We start from the raw sequence: 23,896 nt of genomic DNA, 5'->3' as shown, positions 1-23,896 counted from the left end.
ATTTATAAAGCCATTAACAAAAATAATTATCTTTCTTAGCAAGTGAGAGTCGTCGCGCCATGCTTCTAAATAAACCGACCACCAGACGTAAGTTTTTGCTTGGGTCGTTATTGGCTTTGCCATTAAGCGACCTGGTATTTAAGGGATTAACTGCGGCGCAAGCTGCGGAAATGGCAGCACCGGAACTCGCCGATTACAAACCGATCTTTTTCAGCGCTCAGGAGTGGCAGTTTATTCTGGCCGCGACCGATCGTCTGATTCCGGCCGGTGGTAAGGGCAAGGCGCCAGGTGCACTGGAAACTAACGTGCCGATCTTTATCGATCAGCAACTCCATAGCCCTGAGTTCGGCGGCGAAATTTACATGCAGGGTCCGTTCGACGTGCACGCGCCAGCCACCATGGGTTATCAGATCCCTTACACCCCGCAGGAACTGTATCGCACAGGCATCAAGCTGGTGGAACAGTGGACGCAGAGCACCTACAAAAAATCCTTCCATGAACTGACGCTGGAAGAGAAAGACGCGGTGCTGACCAAGGTCAATAAAAATGACGGTATCGATTTCCCGGCAATGGGTGAACCGAACCTGAAAGCCTCGCAGTTCTTTGGCCAGCTTCTGGCTGATACCAAACACGGTTACCTCGCCGATCCCATGTACGGCGGCAATAAGGGCATGAAAGCCTGGATTGCGATTGGTTTCCCAGGCGCACGCGCCAGCTTCACCGAGTGGGTGAAGCAGCACAACGTGCCGTACCCGCTGGGACCGGTCAGCCTCTTGGGTGAGCGCGCGTAAGCCTCCCCCCCGTATTTGGTATGTGAGACAGGATTAACATGGCACAGATTACAAAGAAAGAAGTCGACGTCGTCGTTTGCGGCCTCGGCTGGGCCGGCTCGTTGATGAGTATCGAACTGGCGATGGCCGGGCTGGAAGTTCGCGCGTTAGAGCGCGGCGGCGAGCGTGATTACCCGGATTTCGCTTACCCGAAACCCGCTGATGAATACGCCTATAACGTGCGTAACAAAGTGTTCGCCACCCCAAAAGAAGTGGCGGTCACCGTGCGTTACAACATGAGCCAGACGGCACTCCCGACGCGTAAATGGGGCGCATTCGCTCCGGGTACCGGTGTGGGCGGCGCAGGTATGCACTGGACGGCGGTACTGATTCGTCCAACCCCAACCGATATCAAACTGAAGACCTACGTCGATCAGGCTTACAAACCCGGCGTATTGCAGGACGATATGCGCGTGATGGATTTCCCGTTCACCTGGGAAGAGATCGAGCCGTATTACTATAAGTTTGAGCTGATCTGCGGTCAGTCGGGCAACACCGGCAACCTGCGTGGTCAGATTCTGGAAGGCGGTGACCCGTTCGAAGGCCCGCGCTCTGAACCGTATCCGCTGCCTGCGCTGGAAGACACGCTGAACAACGTGATGTTTAAAGAAGCGGCGACCAAGCTGGGTTACCACCCGTTCCCGAACCCGTCTGCTTGCGTGTCTCGCGCGTGGAAAAACCCGTACGGCAACCAGATCGCGCCGTGTAACTATTGCGGTTACTGCTCGAAATACCCGTGCCTGAACTACTCCAAAGCCTCACCGCAAACCGCTGTGATGGATGCGCTGAAGCGTATGCCTAACTTCTCTTACGAAGTGCATGCGGAAGTGTACAAAGTGGTGCTGCACGACGATGGTAAAACGGCGAAGGGTGTTCTCTACTTCGATGCAGACGGCAACGAAGTGTTCCAGCCCGCTAAAATCGTGGTGCTCTCCAGCTTCCAGCTGTACAACGTGCGTCTGATGTTGCTGTCAGGTATCGGCAAGCCGTACAACCCAATCACCGAAGAAGGTGTGGTGGGCCGTAACTACGCGTTCCTGTCGAACGGCGGCGCAACCCTGTTCTTTAAAGACAAGAACTTCAACTCCTACGCGACCGCAGGCGCCACTGGTCAGATGTTCAACGACATCTCGCCAGGCAACTTCGACGGTCCAGGCCTCGGCTTCCTCGGCGGCGCGAAGATCCACAGCTCGCAAGCCACCGGTACGCCTATGGCGGCAGCGTTGCCAAAGGGCACGCCAGCCTGGGGTATGGGTTACAAAGAAGGTCTGGAAGAGTGGTACAACCATTCCATGAAGATCAGCATCACTACCACTTGTCAGTCGTATCGCGATATCTATCTGGATCTGGATCCGCATTACACCGACCATCGTGGCCAGCCGCTGCTGCGCATGACCTTTAACTGGAAAGAGAACGAACTCAAGCTGCAACAGCATCTGAAAGGTATCGTCGGCGATATCGCCAAAGAGCTGAACCCAGACAGCATGAGCATGAGCTTCCTGCCAATGGGCGCGGACTTTGACCTGACCAAATACGTTTCTACCCATAACGTGGGTGGTGCGGTGATGGGCGATAACCCGAAAACCTCGGCGCTGAACAAGTATCTGCAGAGCTGGGATGTGCATAACGTGTTTGTACCGGGCGGTAACGCCTTCCCGCAAAACTTCCAGGCGAACCCGACCGATACCATCGGCGCGATTACCCTGATGGCTGCGCAGGCGATCAAAGAACACTATCTGAAAAACCCAGGTCCATTGGTACAGGCATAAGCACATGAAATTAAAATCATTGTTAATCGCTAACGCCGTACTGCTGGGAAGCTTTGCGGTCCAGGCTCACGCGGAAGATGAAGCCGCGCTGATCAAGCAGGGTGAATATCTGTCACGTCTCGGCGACTGTATGGCGTGCCATACCGTCGCGGGCAAGGCCGATTACGCTGGTGGTCTGGCGATTGAGTCGAATCTCGGCACCATCTACTCCACCAACATTACGCCGGATAAAGAACACGGCATCGGCAACTATAGCGAGCAGCAGTTCTCTGATGCCGTGCGTAAAGGTGTGCTGCCGGACGGTTCACGTCTGTATCCGGCAATGCCGTACCCGGATTACGCCAAAATCAGCGATGAAGACATGCACGCGCTGTATGTTTACTTCATGAAGGGCGTGAAGCCGAGCAGCGAGCAGCCGGAAGAGACCAAACTGAGCTTCCCGTTCAGCCAGCGCTGGGGTATGCGCTTCTGGAACTGGGCGTTCACCTCTGATAAGCCGTTCCAGCCGATTGGCGGCGCGTCGGAAGAAGTGAATCGCGGTGCTTATATCGTGGAAAGTCTTGGTCACTGCGGCAGTTGCCATACGCCGCGCGGCTTAGGTATGAACGAGAAGGCGCTGGACAGCGGTGACGACAAATTCCTCGCTGGTGGTAGCCTGAACAACTGGGATGTGCCGTCGCTGCGTGGCTTACCGCGCTGGAGTGAGCAGGAGATTGTCGATTACCTGCAAACCGGTCGTAACGACAAAGCCGCAGTGGGCGGAGAGATGAAGTCAGTGATTGAGCACTCCAGCTCGCACATGACGGATGCCGATCTGAAAGCCATTGCGTCTTATCTGAAGTTCATCGGTGGCAACCCACCGCTGCAGGCGTACAACGTGCAGAAGCAGCAGGCCACGGAAGCCAAACTGACCGCAGCAAAAAACCTGACGGAAGGTGAGCGTCTGTACATCGATAACTGCGGTGCCTGTCACTTCGTGACCGGTAAAGGCGCGCCAGGTATCTTCCCGGAGCTGGATCAGGCCACTATTGTGAATGCCAACGATCCTACCGGCTTGATCCACACCATTCTCGCCGGTGCGCAGCAGCCATCGACCGAGAAGGCGCCGTCAACCCTCGCGATGCCGGGCTTTGGCAAGCGTTTGACGGATGATGAAGTGGCGCAACTGGCGACCTTTATCCGTCAGGGCTGGAGTAACAATGCCCCAGCCGTGACCAAAGATCAGGTCGCGGATGTGCGCAAGACGTTGAAAGCAGAGTAAATCGGGTGCGGCCTTCGGGCCGCACTCTCTTCAATGAAAAGTCCGCACCACTTCTAACACCCCATTAATCACAAACTGTACGCCCATACACACCAGCAAAAAGCCCATCAATCGCGAAATGGCTTCAATTCCGCCTTTACCCACCAGCTTCATGATGGCACCCGAACTGCGCAGCGAAATCCACAAAATCACGGCGACCGATAAGAACGTCAGCACCGGCGCGACGTTCACCACCCAGTCGGGAAAATCGACGCCCGATTTCACCGTGGAGGCCGAGCTGATGATCATCGCGATGGTGCCCGGACCCGCCGTGCTGGGCATCGCCAGCGGCACAAACGCAATATTCACCGATTCACGATTTGCATCCGTGGCGTCGATTTCATCCTGCTTATGCCGGGCTTCGACGGAGTGACCAACGGGTTTCGCCGGAAACAACATGCGAAAACCGATAAAGGCGACGATCAATCCACCTGCCATACGCAGTCCAGGAATCGAGATGCCAAAGGTGTGCAACACCGCATTCCCGGCGTACCACGCCACCATCATAATCAGGAACACGTAGATCGAGGCCTGCATCGCCTGACGGTTGCGTTCCTGGAAATTCATGTCTCCCGCCAGTCCGAGAAACAGCGCCACCGTGGTCAGCGGATTGGCCAGCGGCAACAGCACCACCAATCCCAGCCCGATGGCTTTAAACAGTTCCAGCATGATTTTCCCCGAGTTCCAATGGCAGCGCGACACACCGTCAAGGTGCGTCGCGGCACGATTTAGCGCGCGTGTGCAAAATGCATCAATGTTTTGGCGTTTCTAACGCTTCCAGCAACTCCGGGAAGAAATCTTCCAGCAGCTCGGGCGTCATCAGCTCAGGATAGCTTATCAGGTGCTCGCGAATACGTTCATTGACGTCGGGCAGTAAACGCTCAGCGGCTTGGTTGGCGGTGATTTTCTTCTGCTTCATTAAGCGCAGTACGTCATCCGGCAGGTTGTCCTCATCCTCGACTTCGTCCACGCCTTCCAGATCGTCCAGCTCATCCAGCATATCCATTAAGGCTTCGATCTGCGGAGTGCGAGACTGGTATTCAGACGGGTTTTCGTTTTCCAGATAGCGCAGCAGGGCGCGCACTGGCGAACCATCGGGTTCTGCGGGAGGCTCGCTGGCAAACCAGTTCAGGAGATCGTGCTGCGTCACCTGATGGACGTGATAACCGTTATCCACCAGCTCATCGGCGAGGATGTCGGCAGTATCGTGCTCAATCAGGCAAATGTGGGTGCGATTAGGCGTGAACTGCTCCAGCCACTGGTAGATCTCTTCAATCACACTGTCATCGTAGCTGAAGTTTTGGCTGAGATAGCTGTCATCCTGCTGGTGAACGTTGATGTGAATCAGGTCGGGATCGAAGTAAATCGCAATATTGATGCCTTTCATGCGCGCTGTCCTGTGTGGTGCAAAATCTCACTATAGCCTCAGGCAGCGCAGATGAACATGACAACGCCAGCAGCACAAGCTACTGGCGGTAAAAATTAACGCAAATCAGCACGATCCAGCCCGTAAGCGCTGTCGAGTGCACCCGGTGCCATCTGTGACAAAATCATCAGGCGGTTCCAGGTGTTGATGGCAGCGATCTTAAAGGTCAGCTCACTGATTTCGCTTTCAGAGAAATGTTCACGCACTTCACCGTACAGCGCTTCATCCACGCCGTGTTCACCAATGCGGGTCAGGGCTTCGGTCAGGGCAAAAGCCACTTTCTCGCGAGCGCTGAACAGTGGAGATTCACGCCAGATAGAAACGTGATGCAGACGCAGTTCGCGCTCGCCGTCGATTTTCGCCTGCTTCACATGCATGTCGAGGCAGAAGGCACAGTGATTCAACTGCGAAGCACGGATATCGATCAAGTGTTTCAGTGACTTCTCCAGCGCGGTATTCGCCACGGTGTTAGAGAAATCAGACATGGATTTGGCCAGTGCTGGCGCGGTTTTAAAATGATTAACGCGTGAAGTCATGATGTTTTCCTCATTCAAAATAAGCGGTCAATAGCTTGCAGAGCCAGGGGTAATGCGGTGTCGCGGCTAACGGGATCGTGCGTACCGTCCACGCGGATAAATTCCACATCGGTGATGCCGATGTATTCCAGTGCCACGCGGATGTAAGGGGTGAACTGGTCATCCTGCACAAACGGGCCGTGGGCAAACACACTGCCGCTGGCGACCACGCTGTACACCTTTTTGCCGTTCACCAGACCGACTTTGGCCCCTTCCGGTGTAAACGCGAAGGTGCGTCCGGCGCGAGTGATATGATCGAACCAGGCTTTCAGTACCGACGGCAAACCGAGGTTCCACATCGGCGACGAGATGACCAGGATGTCGCAGGCGAACAGCTGATCCACCATTTTTTCGGAAGTCTGAATGGCGGTACGCTGTGCATCGTTACGATCCTCCGGGCGGGTAAAGAACGCGCCAATGGTAAAGGCATCCAGGTGCGGCAACGGATGTTGCGCCAGATCCAGTACCGTCTCTTCGAGATCGCTATGCTGGGCGCGAAGCTTCTCCACCAAACGCGCCGAGGCGTTACGTGAGGCCGATCCGGCCAGATCCGGACTGACCTGAATATGCAGCAGTTTCATGAATTTTCTCCCTCAGCGAGATCGCGATAAAAATGCAGTCCCAACGCGTGGTAACCGACGCGTTGATAAAATTGTTGTGCCCGTTGATTGCTCAGCGCGGTGTCGAGCACGATGCGGCCACAGCCTTGTTCCCGTGCATGCTGCGCCAGACCGTGCAGCAGTGCGGCACCCAAACCCTGGCTGCGCGTGTTGGTGCAGGTCACCAAATCATCGATGTAGCAAAAACGGCCATGAATAAAGTTTTCCAGCAGGCGATAGCCCGCCAGCGCCACCGGTTGACCATCCTGTTCGATACCCGCCAGTTGGTAGCCCTGTAATTGCTGACGCTGTGCCTGTGCCACAAACGCCGCTTCATCCTTCAGTTTGAAACGCAGTTCGCGCATCAATGCATAGCAGCAGGCCAGCTCCGTGGGCGTTTGGTAATGAACAATCTTCATAGCAGCCTGCAAGCGGTTGTCGGGTTGATGGGGACATCTTAAACTTCTATGTCGAAGGGAAAAGGGTCAATATAGGGGAAAACAGGTAGGACATGGTTATGCTGCTGAATCCTGCGCTCACTCTCCAGAGCGCATTTATGTGCTCCGCATCGTGATGAAGGAAGACAGATGGGTTACAAAGAAATCTACGCTCGCTATCGGCAGCAGATCCTGGAAGGGCGCTTAAAGCCGGGCGACCGGGTGCCGGCGATCCGCGTGTTAGCCAGTGAGCTGCAAGTCGCGCGCAAAACCGTGGAGGCCGCCTACGAAATCCTCATTGGAGAGGGGTACTTTGTCAGCCAGGGCGCGAAGGGCACGCGCGTGAACCCCGCACTGAATCTCGGTGAAGCCACCATGGTCACCACGGCGCCACCTTCCACACCGCTCGAACATCCGGTGATTGAAAGCAAAGGTGAGCTGCGGCTGGGTATTCCGGCACTGGATGAGTTCCCGCACAAGAAGTGGCTGCTGATCTCCGGAAAGGCGGCGCGAACGTTGCGGCCCGATGAAATGATCATGCCCGCCATTATGGGCTACCAGCCATTGCGTGAGGCGATTGCCAGCTATCTCAATATTTCGCGCGGGCTTAACTGCCAGCCGGAGCAGATTTTTATCACCACCGGTTATCGTGCCAACCTGCGCCTCATCCTGGCCGTGCTGGCTCATCCTCACGACAAAGTCCTGTTTGAAGACCCGGGCTATTTCTTTGGGCAGAAACTGTTAAAGCGCATCGCACCGAATCTGCACTATGTGCCGGTGGATCGGGAAGGCCTCGACGTGGATTTCCTCCAGCGTTATCACTCAGACGCACGCTTTGCGGTGGTCACGCCAACCCATCAGAGCCCGCTTGCGGTGACGTTATCACTACCCCGTAAGCATCAATTGCTGGAGTGGGCGCAGCAGAACAGCAGCTGGATCATTGAGGATGATTACGACGGCGAGTTTCACTACACGCGCAAAGTGATCCCGGCGCTAAAAAGCCTTGATGTGCACGATCGGGTGATCTATACCGGCACTTTCAGCAAAACCATGATGCCCGCGATGCGCGTGGGTTATCTGGTGATGCCGCAACAGACCATTGAACGCTTCCGCGAGCTGGGTGAAATCCTCGAAACCGGTATGCCGTTGTTACCGCAGAAAATCCTCGCACAGTTCCTCAGTGAAGGGCACTTCTATCGTCATATCAAGAAGATGCGGGTTCTCTACCAGCAGCGCCGCCGCATGATGCTGGATGCGCTACAGCACTGTTTCCCGCAGCTGTTTGACTTTGAACTCACTGATGGCGGCATGCATATCGTGGCCTTCCTGCGGCGAGGCATTCAGGATGTGGCGCTGGCGGAGATTTGGCAGCGTCATCAGCTGCGCGTGTTGCCGCTTTCAGGCTGGTATACGCAAACCCAGAAACGCTACGGACTGGTGATCGGCTACACCAATATTCGATCGTTTGAACAGGCAGTGGATGTGCTGGGCAGGGTGGTAGAAGAAACTAACGGGTTGATGAGCTGATGGATTAATGGCCCATGGCGGCGCAATTTATTGCGCCCCCCATCAATACTAAATAAGACGCGAGGGACAGCTCGCGTCTTATTCATGGTCACTTCACCCACTATCATTCCGGATGCAGTACGGCGGCTATCGAGAGACGCCCGATGCACTTACTCAGTAAGCGATGCGGGGGAACGAAAGCCGCCAACGCACCTGCAACCCGAAGTAGGGCGTGAATTACATGCCGATATATTTCTTGCCTTGTTTAAGCACCACGTCACAGGCCTTGGTCTTCAGTTTCTCACCCATCGGCGAGTTGCTCAGACTCTGCAGATTCAGCTGCTGACCGTTGCCGGTGTTCAGCAAGCCTTGCAGACCCTGTTGATAATCGGTTTTCTGCTCTTGTGCGGCAGGGCTACTCAAACCAAGCTTGCTCAGTACCTGATCTTTCACCGATGCCACATTGTTATCCACCACGTTGTGCTGCACGCAGTAGGACATAACGCCTGCGGCGTTGGTCATGCTGTTGGAGCTGACCGCTTTGTCACCGCCATTCAGTAAACCGCTCAGCGAAGAGAGCGACAGACCGCCGTTCTGCGTGCTGCTGGTGGTGGTGGTGGTAGAACCGCTGTTTTGCTGAGAAAGCTGCGATGCCGCGCTGCTCAGCTGATCCTGCCAACTCGCTGCCGACGCACTGCCTGTCGCCATTGCCGCCGCAATACCCAATCCCAAAATGATGCGTTGTGCTGCTTTGTTCATCTCAACCTCTTTGTTTTATACATCTGACGTTGTCAGTTTTGGTTAAGAGAGGCGTAAGCACGGAAAGTTCCGAAGTAGAGGGAGTTTGGGAATGTTCTGGAATTTGTACAGGAAAGCGCCGAAAGGGCGCCCGAGCTGCCGCGTTTGCGCCACATAAATGGCGAAGTGCTGGTTTTTTCAACGCTTAGCGCACAGCGCTGTCGATTAGTGTTGCGCACTCTGCGCGTAACGGTATAATCGCCAACGTTTTCCGCATCCTCTTCAGTGCCGAAGTGGCGAAATCGGTAGACGCAGTTGATTCAAAATCAACCGTAGAGATACATGTCGGTTCGAGTCCGACCTTCGGCACCATCGATTGATGCAAAATTAAGTCGCTTACGAGCGGCTTTTTTTGTGCCTGAAATTCAGCAGCAACGCCTTCCTAATCAACAGTAATATTCATTTCGAAAGCATAATCTTTGCCGCACTCAATACCCAATTTCTGCCTGATGACTCAACACCGCCACCGATCGCACGGCGCGCCGATTTTCATCTAATCAGCCAGGCCATACGCACGTTGCGCTAACTACTGAGAATCTGGCCGCAGAATGCCGGCACCTGCTTTCTCTCTGACGTTAGGGGATAGGTATGAAGTTCCTGATGGGCGATACCAGGCTTACCCCTTGCATCACACACTTGTTTGAGCATCTTGCGCCGTTGTCAGAAGCGCTGCGCTAAATTTCTGGCTACCTGATGCAGACATTACGCGCCACGCTCTCTGTGCCGGAGGCCAGCACGCGGCCATTAAAGAGATAAAGCGCAATCACGCTGACATCGCCTGCTTGCCAATGCGGGAAGACATACTTTTGCACGTCCTCGTCGCGGCTTTTGTCACCCAGGCCACGGCTGTGTTGCGTGACGGTGATTTTCAGCAGGTTGTGGTTGAACTCGCCGTTAAACCACACCGCACGATGAATCGGGGTGGCAGGTGCGATAAGTTGCCCATCCATAAAACGAGAAAGCGTGCCGAGATAGGTTAAATGCCCCTCACTGAAGCCATCGTGATAGCTGCGGTAAATCCCCTGCGTCAGCACCCATTCACGCTCACTTTTGATGTCATAAAACGCCAGTGGAAACCGGCACTGGGACTGCTGCGCGCTGGTGGCCAGCCAGCGCCCGATCACGCCGCTAAACGCCAGCACAAAGCCGCCGACAAACAGCCAGAGCCACGGGGATTTAATTGAGGCGAAAATAGAAGGACTCGCATGCATTTTTCGCCTCCTCAAAGGGTTGTTGGCAGGCAATCACGCCCTGATGTTGCGGATTGTTGGCGGAGCTGAGCGTGACGTACAGCACTCTTGCCGCGGGTTTGTCCGGGTTCGCATCCAGCACATAACGGCGATAGGTGCGCAGTGTGGTTTCAATCAATGCGTGTTGCGTATGATGTCCTTTCGGCACCCAGACGCTGCTGCCATCCGGAATCGCCGGGCCATGCCAGCTGACAAAATCGATCGGTTTTGGTGTGAGCAGAAAGAAATGTTGTACCAACAATGCCACCAGATACCCGGCGGTGATACCGGCGGCGGTGATGCCTGTTACGCGTCGCCAGGTCAGCGTGCCACGAGCAGGCGGCGCCAGGGGCATCGCCACTGGCACGGAGTGATCGACGGCTGGTGGGACATTAATGATTAAGCGGTAACCACTGCGCGTGACGGCCAGCAGGTTAATCTGCTGCTCAAGCTCCAGCGACATGAATGCACGGCGTAACTTGTTAATCATCACGCGTACGCTGTTATCGGTTGCGGCATAACCGTCACGGCGCCAGCCAATCTCCATTAACTGTTCATGCGTCAGCACTTCGCCTTGCGCCTCCGCGAGTGCATACAGGCAGCGCGTGGCGCTGGCGGGCAACGTCACGGACATATTATCCAGCGTCCGGCTTAGTATACGAGTACGTCTGTCTAATCTGGCTGCCTGTCCAAGTAGGATTGTGTTGGGCATAAAGAAGTTGTCTATCAATTAGGGTAAAGAGCGGGTCGGTTGTTAATGTTATTTTTGCGGTCACCGTTCCCATTTTTCAGCTAAAGAGTGCCAGATTTTCAGCACTTTCCTGCGATTATTTTCCTGAAAAATGTTGAAAGGCCCCTTAATCATTAAGGTTTTTAATGATAGGTAAACCGCTAAAATTATGTGGTTATTTTTTATCGATAATTAACAATGCTAATAACCGCTACTCGTAAGTTGTTAGCGTAATAATGATTAGTATTTTTCATCAGAAAAAAGGCGAACCAGCCAGGTAGCCCCACAGCGGGAGGTCGAAAATGGCACGCTAAATGTAAGCAAGGTGAGGTACTGATTGATGCCGCAGGCTCAGCCCACTCTGCTACACCTGATTGACTTGAGACAGCACGGAAATGCTCGCTACTGCAGGGTGTTATCGCGGTTCATGGCGGTTTTTTTTCTCGGGAAATCAGCATCCTGAATACGTGAACATGCTTCGCTGATGCTGACAGGAAGCTATCGCCCTTGTGTCTTTGAGGATCTGCATTTCGGTGCCGGATCGTGTTAGGTGAATCAGGACAGGGTGGTGAAGCAGGAAATCGTGAGTGCGGTCGTGCAAGTGAGAGAGCTAATGGGAAAATTATCTCGGCATCAGACGAGCAGAGCATTGGCATCAACGGGATTTTGCTGGTGACAACGAAGGGGGTTGGCTTTATCTAATATCGGTACAAAAGACTCAGTTCAGAGAGATATTTTAACGTGCTATTCATTGACGAATGAAAGAGATTAAATAGCATTGGTAATGAAATCTTATCGCACTATTTAAACAATAGCACTCGCCCGATAATCAGTTTAAAGACTGTTACAGGGTGGTTAATATGGATGTGTTATACACAACATCCGGAATTGATGATAAAAGTGAGTTGTGGTCGACATATCATTTTCTGGTGAGAGAGGAAGTGTTGCGCCTGAAAAAAAGGCTACCAAATAGCGTAGAATTCGATGATCTCATTCAAGCAGGTGCAATGGGATTTATTGCCGCCGTTGACAGCTTTGACGAGAAGAAAGGCGTTGCCCTCAGCGCCTGGGTGACACAATGTGTGCGTTGGGCGTTAATTGATGAACTGCGCGGGCGTGATTGGGTACCGCGTCGTGTCAGAACGCATTCGCGTCAAATTTCTGCAATTATCAAGATTGTTGAACAGGAGAAAGGCTCGAGCGCGAGTGAACGGGATATTGCCGAGCGAATGGGGGTGCCACTGCGGGGTTTCCATCAGATGCTGGAAGATAAATATAATAGCCAGCTTCACTCGATTGATGAACTGCGAGAGCATTATGCCGATTTATGGGAACAGGCCAACGATGAACATGCTTTGTTAAACCCTTTGCATCATTCAATCCAGCAAGATTTGATTCAGCTTATTACGCAATACTTACGTTTTATGCCGAAGCGGGAAAGAATCATCTTACAGTTTTATTATCATCATGATCTCAATATGCGCGAAATCGCTCTGTTTCTCAATATTTCAGAAACACGGGTGAGCCAGCTTCACAGTCTGGCATTAAAACGTTTGCGCAGTCGTCTGGATTATGATGAAGCGATCTAAAGGTTTGAAGCAACTCAGGATCCACTAACGGATGAACTTGATAATTAATAAGAATTAATAATCTTATTATCTTTATTAATCATGATCTTAAAGAGATTTCCTCAGTCAGTCTTTTCTGCGGTATTGTTACGGGAATTTCTGATGGATATCATTTTTTCATTGCTGGGTGCGACTCAATCGTTGGTCAGTGGTTTTCGCGTCGCTGGCAAAAACGTTTAACTCACGATCACACGATGATTAGCATCACATGGGAATAGATATTCCTCTCTTATTGAACCCGTGCTCCGCACGATAAACACAAGGTGTTATCAATGTCTGACTTTGATGAGTATCTTCCGCATATCCACGATTTGAATTTATCTTACCTTTTACTGGCGCAACAATTAATTAGACAGGATAAGTTTGCAGCAGGCTTCCGTCTTGGGTTATCGGAAGCGACCATCGATAATCTTAAAGTTCTGACGTTACCCCAATTGATGAAGTTGGCCTCGACCAATCAATTCATTTGCCGCTTACGCATTGATGATGAATTCTTGATTGAGAATCTCACGAAAGAATCACGAATTGAGGCACTGCAGAACATTCACACGGGCATTATCTTGTCGACGGATTTACTGAATTCGCTCAATAAAGATCTCGTAACAACAGATTGAGGTGATCAGAATGAGTAAGAAGAATTTGTTGCAGGAAGTGCTTGATGATCATATCGCTATGGAGTTGATTTCGCTCGGCGCACGTATGCAGGTTCTAGAATCTGAGACATCTCTAAGCCGCCGAAGATTATTACGCTTATATAAAGCGTTAAGAGGAGCACCTCCGCCAAAAGGTATGCTGCCTTTCTCAGAAGATTGGTTTATGTCATGGGAACAAAATATTCACGCATCGATGTTTTATAACATCTATCTGTATTTAAAATTGACGGAAAAAGGGCCGCCAATTAACGTATTGATGAAATCTTACCGACTCTATCTGGAACAGTGTGCTGCTCAAAGCCATGAAAAGCCAATATTAGGGCTAACACGCGCCTGGACCTTATTACGCTTTATTGATTGCGGTATTATTTCCCGCACAACGTGCAGAATCTGCCAGGGAGGATATGTGGTGATCACCGAGAACATCAAAAAACCCTTTACCTGCAGTTTGTGCAGTCCCCCCTCCCGCGCCTGTAAAAAATCTCCTGTCGATCACGTGAATAAACAACACGTCCTGGCAGCCGCCACCTTTCTTCCGGTGACCGTGTGAGGCTGGTAAATCATCCATGATGACCAGAAAGTTATTAGCCCGCACCGCGCTCAGGTGCAGGCTATCAACATTGAAGGAGTCATTGAATGAATTTTATTGTTTATCTTTATGTAATTTAATGTTTTTTCTGGCGGAAGCCAATTGGCTGCGCGGTTTCAAGCCATGGAACGACTGTTTATTGGCAGCGCATGAAGCAGAGCGGCACAGTGCTATCATTTGCGCTACCTGGCAGATGAGATTGCATGGCAGAATAGCCGCTGGTTTAACAGGAGGGTAGGTGATGACCGACGAAATCGACCAGCGTATCTACGAATTAGTGCGCCGCTACGACGGTGTCTATCTGTTTAAACAAAAAACACTCACGCCGCAGATTGATATCGATACCGATCTGAACTTCGAGCGTGAAGAAGCGCAGGCGTTGATGGACGAGTTCTTCAGCGAATTCGCGGTAGATCGCGGCGGTTTTTTGATTGATACCTACTATCCGGACGAACCGTCACTGGCGCAGATACTGAATCCCTTCAACAAGCGTGAAGTCCCTGTGGTGCCTGATTTTACCCTGAGCATGCTGATTGAATCTGCCAAGGCAGGGCGTTGGCTGTATGAGTAGCGCCAACGCCGTTTAATCATTTCACATGCACAGCAAAACCACTTTTTCCTTCTGCTAACGTATCTTTCAGCGTTAACGCGGGGATTGTATAGTCGCCACTATTCTGCTGACGAAAGGCAATCGGTGCCGTGTCCGCCAGCGTATCCAGCCGCGTGGCCAGAGTATCGCACCAGCCAGCAAAGCGTTCCTGCGCGGATTTCTGTACACGATAAAACACCAGCGGCGGCAACACGCTGAAGCCGGGATAGAACAGCATGCCGTGCTGAATCGGGAACAACAGTTGATCAATCGGCCCATTGATACCGCGCGGGCTATAATGTGATTCCCAGCCACCGGTGGTCACCACCAGCATCGCGCGTTTGCCTGTCATATTGCCTTCGCCGTAACGATCCCCCCAGTGCTGTTCATTGTGTTCGCCGACACCGTAAGCAAATCCATTAGCATAAACCCGGTCAAACCAGCCTTTCATGATGGCGGGCATGCTGAACCACCACAGCGGAAACTGGAAAATCACCGTATCGGCCCAGCGCAGTTTTTCCTGCTCTACGGCAATATCGGCAGCCTGTAGCTGTTGGTCAAAAGCGCAACGGGAATCCAGTGTGGCGTCATAGTGTGCGCCCACCAGTGGCGCCAGTGTATCTGCAGCATCAAGCTGAGCTTTCCACTGCATGGTATAGAGGTCAGATACTTGCACCTGATGGCCTGCTTGCTGGAGGTGATTGACGGCGAAATCTTTCAACGAACCGCTCAGTGAACGCGGTTCTGGATGGGCATACACAATCAGTACATTCATGGCTGAGTCCTGTGAGTTGAAAACAGCTGCAGGTTATGACGCCGCTGGATATAGTAGAAATCAATTGCTCATATCGCAGGTATTGTCACAGTGAATATCAATGCGCTGGATTTGAATCTGCTGCAGACACTGGATGTTCTGCTGCAGGAGTTGAACGTAACGCGCGCGGCGCAGCGGCTGAATTTATCGCAACCCTCGGTGAGTGCGCAGCTGGCCCGGTTGCGCACGGTATTCGATGATCCTCTGCTGTTGCCGGGGCCGCGCGGTATGTTGCCCACTGCGCGCGCTGAAGGTCTGCGTGAACCGCTAAGAAAGGCATTGGAGGGATTAACGCGTGCCGTTGCTCCGCCGGAGGCCTTTAATCCGACCCATGCTGAAGACACCTGGCGTATAGCCGCCACCGATTACATGTCCACAGCCCTGGTGCTGCCCGCGCTCAACAACATTCGCGAGGCCGCGCCACAAAGTCGGATGGCGGTCTTCGCGCTTAACCCGCCGCAGATTGCTCTACAACTGGAGAAAGGAGCGCTGGATGTGGTGTTCCATACCGGTGACAACGCGCCAGCGAACCTGCATCAGCGCAAGTTGTTCAGTGAGCGCTACGTGCTGGCGGGTCGGCGAGACCATCCACAGTTACAGCAGGCACCGACGCTGGATCAGTTCTGTCAGCTGGAATTTGTGCTGATCTCGCCTGATGGTGGCGGGTTCAGTGCCGCAACTGATAACGCGCTGGCAAAATTGGGACGCTCGCGTCGTGTCGTGCTGTCGGTTCCGCATTTCCTGTTTATGCTGGAAGCGCTGGCGAACAGTGATTTGGTCGCTGTGCTACCCGAGCGGCTGGTGCGCAGTGCCGCACATCTTCACGTCTTCACTCCACCACTGGAGATTCCCGGCTTTGATATTTTAATGCTGTGGCATCAACGGCTCCACCGCGATCCTGCCCAACAGTGGTTACGCCAGCAGATTGTAGCGTCACTGTAGACTGGCTATCAGCGCAAAAAATTCACTTCTCCCGCGCCCTAAAAATCATCACACTAGCCACCTTTACCGTTATGGAGTGATGGCATGAAAACCCGATTGCTGCTGGCGTTCGCACTGCTCACCAGTTTGAGCGCACCATTGCTGGCAGATGAAGACGGCGTCTCCTTTAGCCATAAAGACTGGGAACTCGCCTGTGACAATACGTTGACCTGCCGGGCTGCAGGCTACAGCGCTGAAGAGGGCGCAGGGGGCTCAGTACTGCTTACGCGTGAGGGCGGGCCCAATGCACCGACCCACGGCCGTGTGGTGCTGGCTGATACTGGCGATGATGACTCTAAGCAAGTGGATGCACTGGCGCTGTGGATTGATGATCACGCCCAGGGCGAGGTCACCAAAGCGGAGAACGATGAGTGGACGCTAACCGACGCTCAAACGCTGGCGCTGATTAATGCGATCAAAGGCAGTGGCAAAGTGGAGTTTCGCGGGGGCGAGGAGCCGTTCGAACTTTCCAGTAATGGTGCCTTTGCCACGCTGCTGAAGATGGACGATGCGCAGGGCCGTCTGAGTACGCCAGGCGCACTGGTGCGCAAAGGCAATAAGCCTGAAAACAGTGTTCCCGCAGCAGTGGCGATGCCGGTGATCCAGCAGGTCAACGTCGAAAAAGCCGCGCCGCGTCCGTTGAGTGCGGATGAGCTGACGTTGCTCAAGCCGAAGCTGATTGCTTCACTGACCGATGACGACAGCTGCGATAATCTGGACCCTACGGATGATCAACCCGAAGAAGGCGCTGAGCCACTCACATTAACGCCAGTGGATGACGCGCATGTGCTGATTGCCGCGCTATGCTGGCGCGGCGCCTATAACGAAGGCTATGGCTACTGGCTGATGGATCGTGCATTACAGGGTAAACCGCAGCTGATCACCGATTCCGGTTCCGATTACAGCCAGGGTGTGATTTCTGAGGCACAGAAAGGACGCGGTATTGGCGACTGCTGGAGCACAGCGGCCTGGGTATGGGATGGCAAAGATTTCGTCCAGAGTAGTGATGCCACCACCGGCATGTGCCGTGCGATTCGCGCTGGCGGTGCATGGCAATTGCCGACCCTGGTCACTGAGGTGAAGCCTGCCTCTTAATATGTTGGGAGATGTTGCGAAAAGCCCGCACGAGACAGCCTGAGGGCTGTATACGACGTGAGTTGGGTTCAGTGAAATTGCAGCATTGAAAGCAGATTGAGGAGAGGGCGCGATCTGACGCCCTCTTACGGTGATGTGGCGTTATTTACCGCAACACTGCTTGTACTTCTTACCGCTACCACACGGGCAGGGATCGTTACGGCCGGTTTTCTCGCCCGCGAAGTGTGGCAGCTGAGGTTCTGGATCCGGCTGCGCCATGCGCTGTTCCTGCCAGTATTCATGCAGTTCCAGCGCCGCTGGGCGAATGGCGTCAATGCTGGCTTCAAACTCCTCTGGCGAGAACGCTTCGCGCGTTGCCAACTGCGCTTCGCTACCGTGCAGCTTAATGGCTTCCATCGCCGGTTGCAGGCTCTCTGGCAGCTGATCCCAGTCTTGATCTAACGCCACGCCGCGCAGATAGCCATAACACCAGTCTTCCACTACGGTGAACTCCTGACCTTCCATTTCCTGCATGCCAAACAGCGGATCAAACTGATCCGGGAACTCCGCCAGACGTTCGGCAATGTCGTTGAAGTGCTGGAAAATCAGCGCCATAAAACGATCCATTTCACGCTCGTTGGACCATTTTGGAATGTGTTTCTTGTCACCCCACATCGCCACCAGCCACTCGCTCGGTTCGATATCGTTCGGGCCGGAGAGCAGAGCCGTCAGCATGCCATCCAGCTCGGAGGTATCCACCACCGACTGTTCATTGCCGTATTTCTCCAGCATATCTTCCAGCCAGTTCAGTTCTTTCTCGGTTAACGGGCCTTGGTTCATACGGCATCTCCTGTGTGGTGCGGGTAGGCAAAGTTTTGACGGCGCGATTATAGCGGGAAGCGGCACGGATTTACCGCTTTTTGCATATCGATTGCTGAAGCTTTCCTAAAAATCATTCGCCATAACATATTGCGCAACAGTATTGGCTGGAATGGGACGCCAATGGCAGCGTAAACGCAGAATTTTACTGCGTTAAGGAGCAAATTTTATGGCGGAAACATTGCCGGTGCTGGATTTGGCGCTGCTGGAACTCCCGGATGCTGAACAGTCGCCTTATCTCGCTGAACTGCGCACCACGGCGCGTGATGTCGGTTTTTTCTACCTGATCAATCATGGCATCAATCCACAGCTGCTGCAGAACGTGCAAAGCATCACTCAGGCATTTTTTGCCCTGCCGGATGAGGAGAAGCAACGCGTCTCAATGATCCACTCGCCACATTTCCGCGGCTACAACCGGGCTGGTGTGGAATACACCCGTGAACAGCGCGATCAGCGTGAGCAGTTCGATATTGGCGCGGAACGCGTGGCATTAACGTTGCAAGACGGCGATCCCGCCTGGAAGCGTCTGCAGGGACCAAATCTATGGCCAGAGGCGCTGCCGCAGCTAAGGCCGGTGATCCACGCCTGGCAGCAGGCAATGACGGATGTCGCACTGCGCCTGTTGCGCGCGTTCGCCAAATCGCTGTCGCTGCCACCGGATGCGTTTGATGCGCTGTACGGTTCGCATCCCAATGAACATGTGAAGCTGATTCGCTACCCCGGGCAGGCGAGCAATGCCAGCCAACAGGGCGTAGGTGCGCATAAAGATTCTGGCTTCCTGACATTTCTGCTGCAGGATGAACAGCCCGGATTACAGGTGGAAGTGACGCCAGAAAACTGGGTGGATGCGTTGCCAAAACCGGGTGCATTTGTGGTGAACATCGGTGAACTGCTAGAGATTGCGACCAATGGCTATCTGCGCGCAACGATACACCGCGTGCTGTCACCACCTGCACACAAGGAGCGTGTTTCCATCGCCTTTTTCCTGGGGGCGCAGTTGGATGCCGAAGTACCGATTTATCAATTACCCGCGCCGCTCGCGGCTGAAGCGCGTGGGCCGACCAGCGATCCCAATAATCCGCTGCTGCGTGAAGTGGGCTGGAACTATCTCAAAGGGCGTTTGCGATCGCATCGCGACGTGGCAGCGCGCTACTACACCGACGCCCAGAACACGGTTCAAACATCATAAAAGTAAGGAAAACATATGACTAAAAAGGTGATAGCCACGCTGGCACTGTTCTCGATGTTCAGCACCTCTGCTTCGGCAGCGGCTTTGCGTGTGGCGGCCGATCCGGTGCCACACAGTGAAATCCTCAACCACATCAAACAAACCGATAAAAAGCTCGATCTGAAAGTGATTGAGCTCAACGGCAATCTCAACGCCAATGAACTGTTAGCGCGCGGCGATGTTGATGCGAATTATTTCCAGCATGTGCCTTATTTGCGCGATCAGGAAAAAGCCCTGGGGGAGAAATTTTCCGTGGTGGCGACGGTGCATATTGAGCCGTTAGGCATTTACTCGCATAAAGTGAAATCCCTGAAAGATCTGACTGATGGCGCGCAGGTCGCGGTACCCAATAATGTCACTAATCTAAGCCGTGCGCTGTATCTGTTGCAGGACAGCGGTTTGATCAAACTCAAGGGCGGTCAATCCCATTCGCTGGTCACGACAGCGGATATCAGTGACAACCCACACCATCTGAAAATCATTGAAATCGAAGCGCCACAACTGCCGCGTGCACTGGATGATGCACAGCTGGCAATCATCAACGGTAACTACGCGTTGCAGGCAGGGCTAGTGCCATCGAAAGATGCACTAGCCCTGGAACAAGCGAAAAATAATCCGTATGCCAATGTATTGGTGACCACGCCCAAACTGGCACATGACCCGCGGATTCTTGAATTAGCCAAAGATCTGGAGTCAAAGCAAACTGCCGAATTTATCAACCAGCACTATCAAGGATCGGTGATTCCGGTGAATCAATAATTCCCAGCCGCCACCTGTTTCTGGCAGGTGGCGATTACCCCCATCTGTGTTATATTTCGCCACAAACACCCATCGCACGTTTTGCTAAAAATAAAAAATATTATACAAATCAATTGTTATGAAGACTTTTACCAGGATTCCTGAATGATGCGGCGCATCATTCCGCTTTTGCTGCTGTTGTGCTGCAGTCTATTGCTGAGCGCCTGTGGCACGCTGTCACAAACCTCTGCGCCAGTCGGCGATAAAGTCTATCTCTCCCATGCGACCTTCAATGAGAACGTCGATGACATCGTGCGGCATTACATGCAGCAAAAGCAGGTGTCGGGCATCAGCATTGCGATTATCCATCAGCGTCAGCCTGCGCAGTTTTATAGTTTTGGCGTGACTGATGCGGTACACCGTTATCCGATCACACCCGATACGTTGTTTGCGCTTGGATCGCTCAGCAAAGGCATAACGGCGGAGGTGATCATTGAGCTGGTGGATCGCGGCGAGCTGCGCTGGAACGATACGCTTGCTACGTTGCTGCCGCCGGAAGTGCCGCTCAGTGAAGATGCAAAACGCATCACGCTGCTGCAACTGGTCACGCACACCTCTGGTTTGCCGCGTCAGGATATGGATTTGCCGATGTTTATGAAATTTATGGCGTATCTGCGCAGCGGTGAGAATTTTTACGGCAATCTCGATAGCGATGCCGTGCTGAGCTATCTGGCTGATTTTGACGCACCAGCAAAACCCGTGGCGCAGTATTCCAATCTGGGATATGCGCTGCTCGGCTATATTCTGAAGCATCGTCTGCATCAGGGCATCGAAAGCCTGGCGCAACGCAATCTGTTCCAGCCCCTGGGCATGACCAGCAGCAGCTTTAAACCGCAAAGCCTGCGTGGCTATCCGATGCGTGCGCTGGGCCATGCGGGCGATCAGCCAAAGCTGATTCCGCGTGGTGAGTTGACGCCGGATTGGGCATTCAGCAATAACATGGTGGCCGCCGCCAGTTTGTATAGCAACGCACGTGATTTAATCCGCTATCTGGATGCGCATTTACACAATGACGCCAGCGCCCCCATCAATGCCGCTTTTGCTCAGGTTAATCAAGGCTATGAACAGCATGGCAACCAGTCTCAAAATATTGCCTGGGTCACGGACACCTATGGTCAGCAGAAAATCACCTATCAGGTGGGCTATATTGGCGGCTACTCCAGCTTTATCGGTTTTGATAAACAAAATGGCAATGCGATTGTGGTGCTGCAAAATGCCTTTAACTGGAGCAACTATCTGGGCATTGCTCTGTTGATGGATCTGGCGCAGAAGAACCAGGCAGAGTAACGAACATGGTTGCTTGCAATTTTACTGCGCCAAAAGTCGCTTTTGCTGAGGTATGCTGTGCAGCGTAATTTGACGCGCAAAGCGCGCCGGGGGAACCTTCTGCGTGCTGCACTTGTCAGTAAATTGGACAGTTAATAATTAACCAGAGTGGAAATCACCAATGCGCAGGACACACGTCACCCTTCTTTCTGCAGGAATTTTTCTGGGCGCTTTGAGCCTGACTCCAGCCGCACTGGCTGAAGGCGAGCAAACGGATAACGTACCACCGCCACCTCAGGTGCAGCAGACCGCACCCGGCGCACAAACTCAGGCTCCGGCAGTGGATGCCCCGGCCAGCAACGAACCAGCGGAATCCAGCGGCGATGTGGCACCGATTCGCCCATCGCAGAACGGGATGCAAGATGCCCCTGCCGGGCAAAATAATTACGATCTGAATACCATCATTATCGACTACAAAGAATACAAAGTCGGTGATGTAGTACCCGATGAGTATCGTAAAAAGCAGTACACCATTGTGGAGTGGCAGCCACGCCACCTGCCAGCACCGCAGCCTGGTACACACTGGGCTTATATCAATGCCAACTACATCCTGATCACCGACGACAGCGGCAAGATTGTGATGGGTAAATCTGGCGACATCTTCTTCAAGGGTTAATCTCTCCCTTTGTGTGGCGGCCGTCAGGCTGCCACGCTTCCTGCAAATCCCTCCTCCTTCAGATTCATCCTCTCGGGTGCTTTTTAATGCGCCGGAAAAGTGGCACGCTGCTCATTACGCTTTCACTGACAAAGGAACTGAACCATGACGCAACACACCAATGCCTACGGACAACCAGTCGGTGCACCATTGCCAGATTGGCAACCGCGCAACTGGCCCTCTTATGAGACTTTCAACGGCCAGTACTGCCGTTTGGAACCTTTAAGTGCGGAACGCCACGGTCGCGATCTCTACGCCGCCTATGCGCTGGCCATTGATGGCGGTGACTGGACTTATATGTTTGCTGAGCCCTTTACCAGTGAGGCGGAGTATCTGGCTTATGCGCGCAAGATTGAGCAGGGCAAGGATCCGATGCATTTTGCGGTGATTGACCTGCGCAGTCAGCGTGCGGTGGGCACATTGGCATTGATGCGCATCGACACCGCGCACGGCGTGGTGGAAGTGGGGCATGTGGCGTTTTCACCGCTGCTCAAGCAAACCTCTATGGCAACAGAAGCGCACTATCTGCTGATGCGTTATGCCATTGAACAGTTGGGCTATCGTCGATACGAATGGAAATGCGACAGCTGTAATCTACCTTCACGCAAAGCGGCATTGCGGCTGGGATTCCAGTTTGAAGGCCTATTTCGCCAGGCGATTGTTTATAAAGGGCGCAGTCGTGATACCTGCTGGTTCTCGATTATTGATGGCGAATGGCCGCCGCTTAAGCAGGCATTCGAACGCTGGCTGGCAGCGGAGAATTTCAATGCAGAAGGGACGCAGCGCATGAAACTGGAAGCGCTGCGTTAAGGCTGTGAAGGGCCGGGCTGCCCGCCTGGCTCAGCTATTTAAGAGATATTTTGTCGTCATGGCAATCAATGCGGTGGCGATAGTGAGCAGAACGCGTCTGATCCAGATGTTGTCTTGTTTTAACTCGGTAAAACCAATCTGCATCCGTTGGTCTAACGCGTTGATTTTAATGTCTTGCTGATTGAACCGTTCGTCGATTTTTTCAAATTTCTCATCGATTTTTGCGAATTTCTCATCAATCTTCTCGAATTTCTCATCAATCTTCTCGAATTTCTCATCGATCTTCGCAAACTTTTTATCAACTTCATCAAACCGCCCATCGATACTTTTTTCGAGCACTTCAAAACGCTGATTCACGCCGTAAAATTGTAATTTAACCTCGTTTTGAAATTGGTCTAAGCGACCTTCGAGAGCATCGAGTCGGTTATTTGTCGCGCTTTGCGCCCGGATCAGGCTTTCTGTCGCCTGTGACAAGTCTAATTTGGTTAAGGCATTTTCCTGCTGCATTTCAGCAAAAATCTCCACCATTACCTCAGCCTGTCTATCGGCGACGCCTGCATCCTGTAACGCTTTATAGGCTTTATGCGTGTTAATCATGGTCAGTATCATCCTTTCATTCCTCTGGTGTCCTTCCGTGAAAATGAAAGCCTATCCAGCAGGTGATAGTTACACA

The 23,896-nt window shown here is 52.9% G+C and carries 26 protein-coding genes and 1 tRNA gene; 16 read left to right on the top strand and 11 right to left on the bottom strand.

Annotated features, from left to right (window positions below; genetic code table 11):
* The first annotated feature begins 59 nt into the window (after positions 1-59).
* Genes VH86_RS11855 through VH86_RS11845 form a run of 3 tightly spaced genes read left to right on the top strand, consistent with a single transcriptional unit; the run spans position 60 to position 3,860 of the window.
* Entirely contained in the window at positions 60-791 is a 732-nt protein-coding gene (locus VH86_RS11855) for a gluconate 2-dehydrogenase subunit 3 family protein (protein WP_038649342.1), read from the top strand.
* A 38-nt stretch (positions 792-829) separates the two neighbouring features.
* A complete protein-coding gene (locus VH86_RS11850; protein ID WP_045815909.1) occupies positions 830-2,599 on the top strand; it encodes a GMC family oxidoreductase in 1,770 nt (589 codons plus the stop codon).
* Positions 2,600-2,603: 4 nt separating this feature from the next.
* A complete protein-coding gene (locus VH86_RS11845) occupies positions 2,604-3,860 on the top strand; it encodes a cytochrome c (RefSeq protein WP_038649336.1) in 1,257 nt (418 codons plus the stop codon).
* 30 nt (positions 3,861-3,890) lie between these two features.
* Here VH86_RS11845 and VH86_RS11840 read toward each other — a convergent pair whose 3' ends face one another.
* From VH86_RS11840 to VH86_RS11820, 5 genes are all read right to left on the bottom strand, one after another.
* Positions 3,891-4,568, bottom strand: coding sequence for a MarC family NAAT transporter (locus VH86_RS11840; protein ID WP_045815910.1), 678 nt, complete (start codon positions 4,566-4,568; stop codon positions 3,891-3,893).
* Between the two features lie 82 nt (positions 4,569-4,650).
* Positions 4,651-5,286 carry a hypothetical protein gene (locus VH86_RS11835; protein ID WP_045832991.1) on the bottom strand — a complete coding sequence of 212 codons (636 nt, stop codon included), beginning with the start codon at positions 5,284-5,286 and terminating at the stop codon, positions 4,651-4,653.
* Positions 5,287-5,381: 95 nt separating this feature from the next.
* Positions 5,382-5,861, bottom strand: a complete 480-nt coding sequence (locus tag VH86_RS11830; RefSeq protein WP_038649331.1) for a carboxymuconolactone decarboxylase family protein — start codon at positions 5,859-5,861, stop codon at positions 5,382-5,384.
* A gap of 14 nt (positions 5,862-5,875) precedes the next feature.
* The gene (locus VH86_RS11825; protein ID WP_045832990.1) at positions 5,876-6,481 is read right to left on the bottom strand and encodes an FMN-dependent NADH-azoreductase; all 606 of its coding nucleotides are present in this window, start codon (positions 6,479-6,481) and stop codon (positions 5,876-5,878) included.
* Positions 6,478-6,918: a GNAT family N-acetyltransferase gene (locus VH86_RS11820; RefSeq protein ID WP_045832989.1), complete on the bottom strand. Its 441-nt coding sequence runs from the start codon at positions 6,916-6,918 to the stop codon at positions 6,478-6,480. The genes VH86_RS11825 and VH86_RS11820 overlap by 4 nt, the downstream gene beginning before the upstream one ends.
* Positions 6,919-7,086: 168 nt before the next feature.
* On the opposite strand from VH86_RS11820, the gene VH86_RS11815 reads away from it, so the two are divergent.
* A complete protein-coding gene (locus VH86_RS11815; protein ID WP_045832988.1) occupies positions 7,087-8,463 on the top strand; it encodes a PLP-dependent aminotransferase family protein in 1,377 nt (458 codons plus the stop codon).
* Positions 8,464-8,679: 216 nt separating this feature from the next.
* Here the strand turns inward: VH86_RS11815 and VH86_RS11810 are convergent, their stop codons facing one another.
* Complete coding sequence (locus VH86_RS11810) at positions 8,680-9,201, bottom strand: DUF2501 domain-containing protein (protein ID WP_045832987.1); 522 nt, start codon at positions 9,199-9,201, stop codon at positions 8,680-8,682.
* Positions 9,202-9,467: 266 nt separating this feature from the next.
* On the opposite strand from VH86_RS11810, the gene VH86_RS11805 reads away from it, so the two are divergent.
* Positions 9,468-9,552, top strand: a tRNA-Leu gene (locus VH86_RS11805).
* A 374-nt stretch (positions 9,553-9,926) separates the two neighbouring features.
* Here VH86_RS11805 and VH86_RS11800 read toward each other — a convergent pair.
* Positions 9,927-10,451 carry a hypothetical protein gene (locus tag VH86_RS11800; RefSeq protein WP_045832986.1) on the bottom strand — a complete coding sequence of 175 codons (525 nt, stop codon included), beginning with the start codon at positions 10,449-10,451 and terminating at the stop codon, positions 9,927-9,929.
* A complete protein-coding gene (locus VH86_RS11795) occupies positions 10,417-11,103 on the bottom strand; it encodes a helix-turn-helix domain-containing protein (protein WP_052696602.1) in 687 nt (228 codons plus the stop codon). Before VH86_RS11795 ends, VH86_RS11800 begins: the two co-directional genes overlap by 35 nt.
* A gap of 956 nt (positions 11,104-12,059) precedes the next feature.
* Between VH86_RS11795 and fliA the strand changes: the two genes are divergently transcribed.
* The 4 genes from fliA to VH86_RS11775 all read left to right on the top strand — a co-directional run bounded on the left by fliA (position 12,060) and on the right by VH86_RS11775 (position 14,640).
* Positions 12,060-12,788 (top strand): RNA polymerase sigma factor FliA, encoded by a 729-nt coding sequence (gene fliA / locus VH86_RS11790; protein WP_045832985.1) that lies wholly within the window; start codon positions 12,060-12,062, stop codon positions 12,786-12,788.
* Positions 12,789-13,099: 311 nt separating this feature from the next.
* Positions 13,100-13,441, top strand: a complete 342-nt coding sequence (gene flhD, locus VH86_RS11785; protein ID WP_038649313.1) for a flagellar transcriptional regulator FlhD — start codon at positions 13,100-13,102, stop codon at positions 13,439-13,441.
* Between the two features lie 10 nt (positions 13,442-13,451).
* On the top strand, positions 13,452-14,030 hold the full coding sequence (gene flhC, locus VH86_RS11780) for a flagellar transcriptional regulator FlhC (protein WP_045832984.1): 579 nt from the start codon (positions 13,452-13,454) through the stop codon (positions 14,028-14,030).
* 280 nt (positions 14,031-14,310) lie between these two features.
* A complete protein-coding gene (locus VH86_RS11775) occupies positions 14,311-14,640 on the top strand; it encodes a DUF1493 family protein (RefSeq protein WP_081946746.1) in 330 nt (109 codons plus the stop codon).
* A gap of 16 nt (positions 14,641-14,656) precedes the next feature.
* Here the strand turns inward: VH86_RS11775 and VH86_RS11770 are convergent, their stop codons facing one another.
* Entirely contained in the window at positions 14,657-15,433 is a 777-nt protein-coding gene (locus VH86_RS11770; RefSeq protein ID WP_045832983.1) for an NAD(P)H-dependent oxidoreductase, read from the bottom strand.
* 90 nt (positions 15,434-15,523) lie between these two features.
* Between VH86_RS11770 and VH86_RS11765 the strand changes: the two genes are divergently transcribed.
* Together VH86_RS11765 and VH86_RS11760 are read left to right on the top strand one after the other, a co-directional pair.
* Positions 15,524-16,414, top strand: coding sequence for a LysR family transcriptional regulator (locus tag VH86_RS11765; RefSeq protein WP_045832982.1), 891 nt, complete (start codon positions 15,524-15,526; stop codon positions 16,412-16,414).
* Positions 16,415-16,498: 84 nt separating this feature from the next.
* Positions 16,499-17,548 carry a DUF1176 domain-containing protein gene (locus tag VH86_RS11760; RefSeq protein WP_045832981.1) on the top strand — a complete coding sequence of 350 codons (1,050 nt, stop codon included), beginning with the start codon at positions 16,499-16,501 and terminating at the stop codon, positions 17,546-17,548.
* Positions 17,549-17,689: 141 nt separating this feature from the next.
* Here the strand turns inward: VH86_RS11760 and VH86_RS11755 are convergent, their stop codons facing one another.
* The gene (locus VH86_RS11755) at positions 17,690-18,367 is read right to left on the bottom strand and encodes a YecA family protein (RefSeq protein WP_045815920.1); all 678 of its coding nucleotides are present in this window, start codon (positions 18,365-18,367) and stop codon (positions 17,690-17,692) included.
* 208 nt (positions 18,368-18,575) lie between these two features.
* On the opposite strand from VH86_RS11755, the gene VH86_RS11750 reads away from it, so the two are divergent.
* The 5 genes from VH86_RS11750 (at position 18,576) to VH86_RS11730 (ending at position 23,223) form a co-directional block, all read left to right on the top strand.
* Positions 18,576-19,595, top strand: coding sequence for an isopenicillin N synthase family oxygenase (locus VH86_RS11750; RefSeq protein WP_045832980.1), 1,020 nt, complete (start codon positions 18,576-18,578; stop codon positions 19,593-19,595).
* Between the two features lie 15 nt (positions 19,596-19,610).
* The gene (locus tag VH86_RS11745; protein WP_045832979.1) at positions 19,611-20,393 is read left to right on the top strand and encodes a MetQ/NlpA family ABC transporter substrate-binding protein; all 783 of its coding nucleotides are present in this window, start codon (positions 19,611-19,613) and stop codon (positions 20,391-20,393) included.
* Between the two features lie 144 nt (positions 20,394-20,537).
* The gene (locus VH86_RS11740) at positions 20,538-21,719 is read left to right on the top strand and encodes a serine hydrolase (protein WP_045815923.1); all 1,182 of its coding nucleotides are present in this window, start codon (positions 20,538-20,540) and stop codon (positions 21,717-21,719) included.
* A 160-nt stretch (positions 21,720-21,879) separates the two neighbouring features.
* Positions 21,880-22,374, top strand: coding sequence for an RcnB family protein (locus VH86_RS11735; RefSeq protein WP_045832978.1), 495 nt, complete (start codon positions 21,880-21,882; stop codon positions 22,372-22,374).
* Positions 22,375-22,518: 144 nt separating this feature from the next.
* Positions 22,519-23,223, top strand: coding sequence for a GNAT family N-acetyltransferase (locus VH86_RS11730; protein WP_045832977.1), 705 nt, complete (start codon positions 22,519-22,521; stop codon positions 23,221-23,223).
* A gap of 30 nt (positions 23,224-23,253) precedes the next feature.
* Here VH86_RS11730 and VH86_RS11725 read toward each other — a convergent pair whose 3' ends face one another.
* Positions 23,254-23,820, bottom strand: coding sequence for a hypothetical protein (locus tag VH86_RS11725; protein ID WP_231647194.1), 567 nt, complete (start codon positions 23,818-23,820; stop codon positions 23,254-23,256).
* Between the last annotated feature and the right edge of the window lie 76 nt (positions 23,821-23,896).

The sequence above is a fragment of the Pantoea sp. BL1 genome, from assembly GCF_000963985.1.
GTDB classification, from domain to species: Bacteria; Pseudomonadota; Gammaproteobacteria; order Enterobacterales; family Enterobacteriaceae; genus Pantoea; species Pantoea rwandensis_B.
The sequence above is the reverse complement of the archived record's forward strand: the minus strand, read 5'-3'. Positions and strand labels throughout refer to the sequence as shown.